1 protein-coding gene is annotated in these 7,722 nt (G+C 70.7%); it reads left to right on the plus strand.

What is annotated here, in order from left to right:
• The first annotated feature begins 185 nt into the window (after positions 1–185).
• Positions 186–7,667: a LamG-like jellyroll fold domain-containing protein gene (locus ACFVIM_RS12670; RefSeq protein WP_384300697.1), complete on the plus strand. Its 7,482-nt coding sequence runs from the start codon at positions 186–188 to the stop codon at positions 7,665–7,667.
• Positions 7,668–7,722: the final 55 nt, after the last annotated feature.

A 7,722-nucleotide genomic window follows, 5' to 3' on the forward strand; every position in this document is an offset into this window, starting at 1 on the left:
GGCGTTCGAGGTGCTTTCGCTTTCTGTTCGATTTTCGGTGGGAGTGCGGTGTGGTCTGCTGTGCGCAGCCCGCCTTGACCACTTCTTTGCCGTCCCCTGGGACGGCTGGCTCCTCATGCCCGGAACGTGCTCCTCCCACCTGCCCGCCCCCGCACCGGGGTGGCCTGCCTGAGGACGGATGGCCCATGACCACGGCTGACCAGAGTCTTGTGAAGACCTACAGCGACCGCGTCTACACCCACACCACGGTGGTGCGTCATCAGGGAACGGTGATCGCGTTCGCCGTCGACGACCAGCGCAGGATCGTCTACACGGTCCTGGACCTGTCCACGTTCGATGAGAAGAAGGGTGAGCTGGACGTCGCGTACTGGTCGGAGAACCCGGCCGCGGTGCCGTTCCCGGCCGAGGTGGTGAAGGTCGGCTACGCGGTCGCCGGGGCGACCGGGATGCCGGTGGTGAAGGCGGGCGGCCGGGCCGAGGCCGGGGCCAACGAGGTCCTGGAGCCGGAGGAGATCGACGCCTTCCTGTCGTCCACGGCCCGGCTGACCGCGCCCGGCGCGCCGTTCCAGGTGCTCTCCGACGGCTCGCATGTGGTGGTGCTGCGGCAGGCGGTCGCGCGGGATCACACGGACGCGGTGTTCACCCTCGCCGACGGCGCCGGTTCCACCGGGAACAGTGCCCGCGCCGATGTGGTGACGTCCGGCACCAGCGCGGTGCCGGTGGTCGACGGGACGCTGTTATGCGACCGGTTCCTGCTGGTCGGGGGCCAGTTGAAGCCCGTCTCGGAGGTGCGGTTCAAACGGAGTCGGCACAAGACCCGCCCGGCGTCGGAGAAGGACAGCCTCGGCCCCGCCGACATGGACGGGAAACCGTTCTTCGAGCCCACCCAGGAGCTGGACCTGATCCGGAACCTGACCGGGGGCCGGTTCGCCGCCGTCCTCGTCCCCACCGCGGTCCAGGGCCGCCAGCGGTGGCAGTTCTTCGCCCACAACGGCGCCACGGGCCGGATCGACGCGTTCAATGTCGAGCAGGATCCCGACGGGCTGTTCAACACCCAGGGCAGCCGTGCCTGGACCAGCCCCAATCCCCAGTACCGGGGGTCGGTGTACGAGCGGCAGCCGGGGGTGTGCCCGTTCACCGGACAGGCCCTGGTTCCGGTGGTGCCCGATGCCCGGCACGCGGAGACCGCGCTCCGGTTCAACGGCACCAACAACTATCTGAACATGGGGGACGCACCGGGGCTGAAGTTCCGGGGTGGCGCGTACACGGTGGAGGCGTGGGTCAAGCCGAAAGCTGCGGGCGGCCCGGTGCTGGCCCGCGGGTCCGGCGCGGGGGGCGGTTTCCAGCTGCGGATCACCGGCACGGGGCAGGTGGCGCTGGACCACAGCGGCGGCACCGTCACCTCCGACCGGGCCATCACCGCGGACACCTGGGCGCACATCGCCGCCTCCTTCGACGGCACCACCGCCACCCTCTACATCGACGGCGCCTTCAGCGGCACCAAGGCCCTTGCGAGCTCCGGCGACGGCACCGCGCTCCTGCACATCGGCGCCAAGCCGGGCGGCCCGTTCTACAGCGGTGACATCGACGAGGTGCGGATCTGGAACAGGGCCAGGCACCAGAAGGAGATCGCCGAGGAACTGGCGTACCGCCTGATCGGCAGCGAGCCCGGCCTGGTCGCCTACTACCGCTTCGACGAGGCCACCGGCACCAGGGCCTACGACCAGACGGACACCGCCGCCCACGCCAACCTGGACACCCCTCCGCAGTGGGTGACCTCCCTGGCCCCCGTCGGCGAACACCCCGGGGTGCGGCGGCAGAGTTTCACCATCGAGGGCCGCGATGTCGTCTCCGGGCTGGCGGCGGCGCTGTACTACCAGCAGGAGGACGCCGTCTCCGGCTACCGGGCCGAGGCGCAGCCCGTCAAGCGCCAGGCCCGGGTGCTGCTGGCCTGCGCCACCCGACCCGCCGGGGACCCGGCGGCCGAGGCCCATATCGCCAGCGTCGACTTCGGCGTCGGCATCGACGGGCGGCTCGCGGACGTGCCGGACGTGGTGACCCTGGCCGAGCTGGGCCGACCCCAGGAGCAGAGCACCGACCGGGTCAGCGCCCAGCAGGCGCTGGTCGGCCGGCTGGAGCAGGACATCGCGTCGATCCAGCGGAGCATCGCCGAGCTCACCGCGGAGAAGGCCACACTGGATCTGGCGATCACACAGGAGCAGGCCCCCACCGACGACCCGTTCCGGCGGGCCCTGCGTATCCAGGTGCCGTTCCCGCTGCGCGACCTGGTCAGCGATCCGGTGTTGTCGGTGGGTTCGGCTCTCTCCGTGAAGTTGCAGAGCGACGCGTCCGAGCAGTGGTGGATGATGCCGCTTCCCGGCGTGCCCGGACGGAACGGCAATCCGGCCGTGGCCCTGGTCTGGCTCGGACCGCAGACCCGGGTCCTGACGCTGGACACCGCCAGCAACCGTGCGCTCCTGGTGCCGCAGTCGCTCGCCGACCCGATACCGCAGGACGCCCGGTGGTACATCTCCGGGATGCCCACGATCGCCTTCACCTTGCAGTGCGCGGGCAACGACCGGTGGCTGATGCTTCTGGCGGGCCTCTTCGGCACGGGCGTGATCACGTGGGATGACTGCACCGCCTTTGTCGGGAGCATGCAGGGGATGGTGACCAGCCCCCAGCTGGCGACCAGGGTCGCCCGCCGGGACGCGATCCCCGGCCTGATCGCTCAGAGCAACGCGGACCTGGCCGCGAAGAGGACCGAGCTCCAGCTCGCCCAGGAGGAGCTGAACCGGCTCACCGCGGGGCTGCTGGGCGCCGCCGACCTGGTGCTGCCGCTGCCGCATATCGGTATCGACGCCACCGGTCTGAGCTCGGCCGGGGCGCTGCTGAAGTTCGCGCGCACCGACGCGACGCCGTTCCTGATGGACGGTGCGGCCGGGCGGATGACGCTGTACTTCCGGGGCGCCAACGGCCAGTTCTTCGCCGCCTATCTGGACACCGGCACCCAGCGCGGCTCCCAGCAGCTGACCGGCGGCGGGCAGACCGTGCTGCTGACCGCCCGCGACCCCGGTGTGGACCTGGGCCCCGGGACGACCACGATCACCGTGTCCGACCACACCCTGAACGGGACCGTGATCGCCGAGCGGTGTGATCTGACGATCACCAGGGGCACGGAGCGGGAGACGTTCCCCGGGCTGCCGCGCGCGGCGCGGGGGCTGGTGGCGGCCGTCAGCGGCTTACCGGGGGAGAGCGTCCCGGTGGGGACGGTGGCCTCGGTCCAGGGCTCCTCGGTCACCCTCGCCGCCGGTGCTCCCCTCGCGCTGCCCGCCGCCGGGTATCTGCGGATCGGCGGCACCTGCCACCGGGTGAGCACCGCCGTGGAGCGGGGCGCCACCACGGTGACCGTGACCCCCGCCCCGGCCGCCGCGGTGGGGGCGGTCGTGTCCCTGGTCGACTACGACACCTCGCTGGCCACCGCCTCCCGGCCCGGGGCCTCCCTCGACGGGGGATCCCGGTGGGTCACGGTGGGCGCGGCCCGGGACGATCTCCCCGTTCCCAACGGCACGGCCACCGCACGGACCCCCGGGCACGGGTCCCGCTGGCGGGGGGACTCCCCGGGCCGTGCGTTCACCTTCGACGGCACCGCCCAGCGGCTGTCCCTGCCCGCCGCGCGGCTGGACCAGGTCACCACCCCGGCCGGGGACCTGAGCGTGGAGGCGTGGATCAAGCCCGCCCGGCCCGCGTCCTCCCCGGCCCGGATCCTGCACACCAACCGGGGCACCACCAAGGCCGCGCTCGGCCTGGTCACCGCCCCTTCCCTGCCCGGGGCCGCGACCTTCGACCCCGGCACCGATCAGACGATCCTCATCGACCCGTGGAATCCCCTGGCGGGGGACTTCACCATCGAGTGCTGGCTCAAGCGCGCCCCCACTTCACAGCCGGGGAACCCCGCCCTCGCCATCGAGTCCAACGCTCTGGTCATGGGCTTCACCAGCGAGGGGAAGTTCGAGTTCCAGCTGAGGAACGACACCGGCGCGCCAAGCGATGTCGTCACCACCACCGATGTCTGCCCGGTGGGCGAGTGGCACCACTGGGCGGTCACCTTCGACCGTGCCACCCGCCTCCAGACCGTCGTGCGGGACGGCGTCGAGGTCGCCCGCCAGACCGCGGCCAACCTGCCCAGGCAACGGGTCAACCTGGTCGTGGGCCGCGACGCGAACCCGGCCTACTGGTACTACTCCGGCAGCATGGCCGAGCTGCGGGGCTGGAGCGTGGCCCGGACGCCCGCGGACATCAACGCCGACAAGGGACGCCGGATCACCGGGAGCGAACCCGGGCTGGTGGGGTCCTGGGTCTGGGACGCCACCCGGGCCGGGAACGTCAAGCTGGTGGATCTCAGCGGCCGGAACCTGCACGGCCGGACCCTGGCCGGCCCGCCCGCGGCCGGTGACTCCCCCCTCTCCGGCTACCGGATCGCGGCCGCCATCGCGGACAAGGCGCGCCAGAGCCGCGAGGTGTACTCCTTCGGGGAGTGGGCGCATCTGGCGGCCGTGTACGAGGAGTCCTGGGCGCTGCGGTTCGACGGCACCGCGTGGGCGGAGACCCCGGACGCCGACGCCCTGGACCTCACCGAGGATCTGACCATCGAGGTCTTCGCCCGGATCGACGCGATCGGTGCCCGCCAGGGCCTGGTCTCCAAGGGGAAGCTCGGGGACGGTACGGGCGGCAGCGTCCCGTACCAGTTCTCCCTCCTGGGCGACGGGCGGCTGGAGTTCGCCTTCGAGGAACCCGACTCGACCATCCGCCGCTACACCTCGGCGACCCCGGTCACGGCGGGCTTCCACCGGCTCGCCGTCGTCCGCAAGGGCGGCAAGTCCACCGAGGAGATCAAGGGCACCAAGACCTTCACCTACAAGGACCAGGACGGCAAGGAGACCAGCCAGACCGCCGATGTCGTCGACCGGGTCGACACCAAGACCTGGGACGACATCACCTTCGTCGTCGACGGCGCCGAACTCGCCATCGGCAGGCCCAACCCCCTGCTGACGGGACTCGTCATCACCGAGAGCGGCCGGTACACCGGTCCCGGACCGCGCGGCAACGACGGCCCGCTGGAGATCGGCCGCGCCCGCGAGGGCACGAACGTCCATCCGTTCCAGGGCGCGATCGGTGAGGTGCGGATCTGGGCCAGGGCCCGCGACACCGCCCAGCTCGGCACCCCCGTGCAGCCCCGCGACGAGAACCTGATCGCCCGCTGGACCTTCGAGGAGAACACGGGCAACACCACCGCCGACCGTGTGGGCGGCTACGACCTCAAGATCCGCCGCGCCCGCTGGACCACCGACCCCGACCCACGCGCCGCCACCTTCACCCTCTACCGCAACGGCCAGCCCGCCCCCACCGACACCCCCGCCACCAACCCCCTCGGCGACTGGGGCGGCGACCAGCTCACCCTCGGCGCCCGGAACATCAACGGCACCCACGACCAGTTCTACCGCGGGGCCCTCGAAGACGTCCGCCTCTGGCGCGCCGCCCGCACCGCCGAGCAGATCCTGGACAGCCTCTTCACCCGCCTCAAGGGCGACAAGCAGGACCTGCTCGGCTACTGGCCCTTCGACTCCGACTCCACCACCGCGGGCGTCGCCCCGGAGACGGCCGCCCTCCAGGACCAGTCCCTGCGCGGCAACCATCTCGCCCCCGGCACCACCAACCCCGCGCTCACCCTGTCCACCGCGCCCATCTCCACCGACACCGCCGCCGTACGTTCCGCGCTCTCCGGCATCCGCACCGCCTTCCACGAACGCGTCTCCACCCCGCCGGCCGCCGCCGAGTACGCCGACCTCCAGTACACCGCCGACGGCCAGGCCGCCGGTGTCCTCAAGCGCGCCTACGTCCACATCACCGACGGCACCTGGCATCTGACCACCGGCTACAAGGTCGGTGACCTGATCACCGAGTGGGTCAGCCAGGTCCAGTACGACCCCCAGCTCATCGGCTATATCGAAGGCGCGCCCCCAGTGCCCTCGGAGAACCTCACCGGCAAGAGCGACCCGGCCGGGGCCTCCAGCGTCACCTTCAAGGAGGCCGACAAGGTCACCTCCGTCCTGGGCTCCGCCGGGACAAAACGGGTGGACATGGTCTTCAAGGCCTCGGCCCAGGTCAGTGCCAAATTCGGTGCGCAGTCGGTCACCGCGCCCCTCGGGCTCGGCGTCTCCAATCCCATCGTCACCGTCGATGTCAAGGGCACGGTCAGCAACACCACGGACTTCTCCAACACCTGGACCAACGAGACCGTCGTCTCCCAGGCCACCACCATCGACCGCAACACCACCGCCAACCTGACCGGATTCTGGGAAGACCCCACCAGCATCCGCAACACCACCGTCGGCAAGCGCTATCTCCCCGACAACAAGGGCTACGCCCTCGTCCAGTCCGAGACCGCGGACGTCTACGCCCTGCGCCTCGCCCACTCCGGCGACCTGGTCGCCTACCGGATGCTCCCCAACCCGGACATCCCCAAGGACTGGAACATCATCAGCTTCCCCATCAACTCCCAGTACACCAAGCAGGGCACGCTCGACGGCGCCATCGGCCTCACCGACCAGGGCGCCAAGATCCTCGACACGGCCTACCCGACCGCCACGGGCTACGGCGAGTACAGCTACTTCAAGCCCCGTGAGGCCTACGCCCTCAAACGCCGCATCCTGCGCGAACGCCAGGAACTGGAGAACTTCTACGCCAGTGTCTCCACCGACACCGACGACACCGACCCCACCGCCGCGCAGGCCGCGAAGATCCTCCACGGCATGACGGGCATCACCCCCGCCAAACCCGAGGCGAAGCCCGACACCGAATCCGCCGGCGCCTTCGCCAGCCGCAACATCGCCAACACCTATGTCTGGACCGCCGACGGAGGCTTCTTCTCCGAGACCACCGGCACCATCGACGTGGTCACCGAGACCGTCTCCGGCTCCTACACCGTCAACAACAAGACCGTCGCCTCCCTGGACGTCAATCTCGTCATCTCCGGTGTCGGCAACGGCTTCACCTTCGACGCCACCCTCGGCGGCGGCTACTCCCGGACCCGCCGCCGCTCCCAGGAAGCCTCCCGCGGCCACAGCCTGGACGTGATCTGCAAACCCAACCGGGACCTCCAGAAGTACCAGGCCGACGGCACCCCCGCTTACGTCAACGGCAAACCGGTCCTGGTCCCCGGCAAGGTCGACGCCTACCGCTTCATGACCTTCTACCTCGCCCAGGACACCACCCACTTCGATGACTTCTACAACAAGGTCATCGACCCCACCTGGCTCGCCAACAGCAACGACGCCAACGCCAACGCGCTGCGCCAGGCCCGCCAGAGCGACACCAAACCGCCCTGCTGGCGGATCCTCCACCGCGTCACCTTCCTCTCCCGCATCCTGCCCCCCATCCCCACCAACGCGCCTGCCTCCCTCGCCAGGGACATGCGCACCATCGACATCCCCAGCAACTACGAACTCATCCGGCGCCTCGACCCCTACGTCTCCTCCGCCGCCACCACCCTGCCCACGCTCACCGACGCCGTCCGTACCGCCCTCACCACCCACCTCCCCGCCCTCACCCCCCACACCCAGGAGATCGCCCAGTTCCTCGCCGCCTACTACGGCATCAGCGAGTGACCGCAGAGAGCTGACGCGAGAGCGCGGAAGGTCCGGCCCGGCTGCCGTCGAGGGC

The organism is Streptomyces sp. NPDC057638 (genome assembly GCF_042800315.1).
Taxonomy (GTDB): Bacteria; Actinomycetota; Actinomycetes; order Streptomycetales; family Streptomycetaceae; genus Streptomyces.

Excerpts from the sequence above, each read along its gene's own strand:
- ACFVIM_RS12670 (WP_384300697.1), top strand. The coding sequence starts at position 186 with ATGACCACGGCTGACCAGAGTCTTGTGAAGACCTACAGCGACCGCGTC.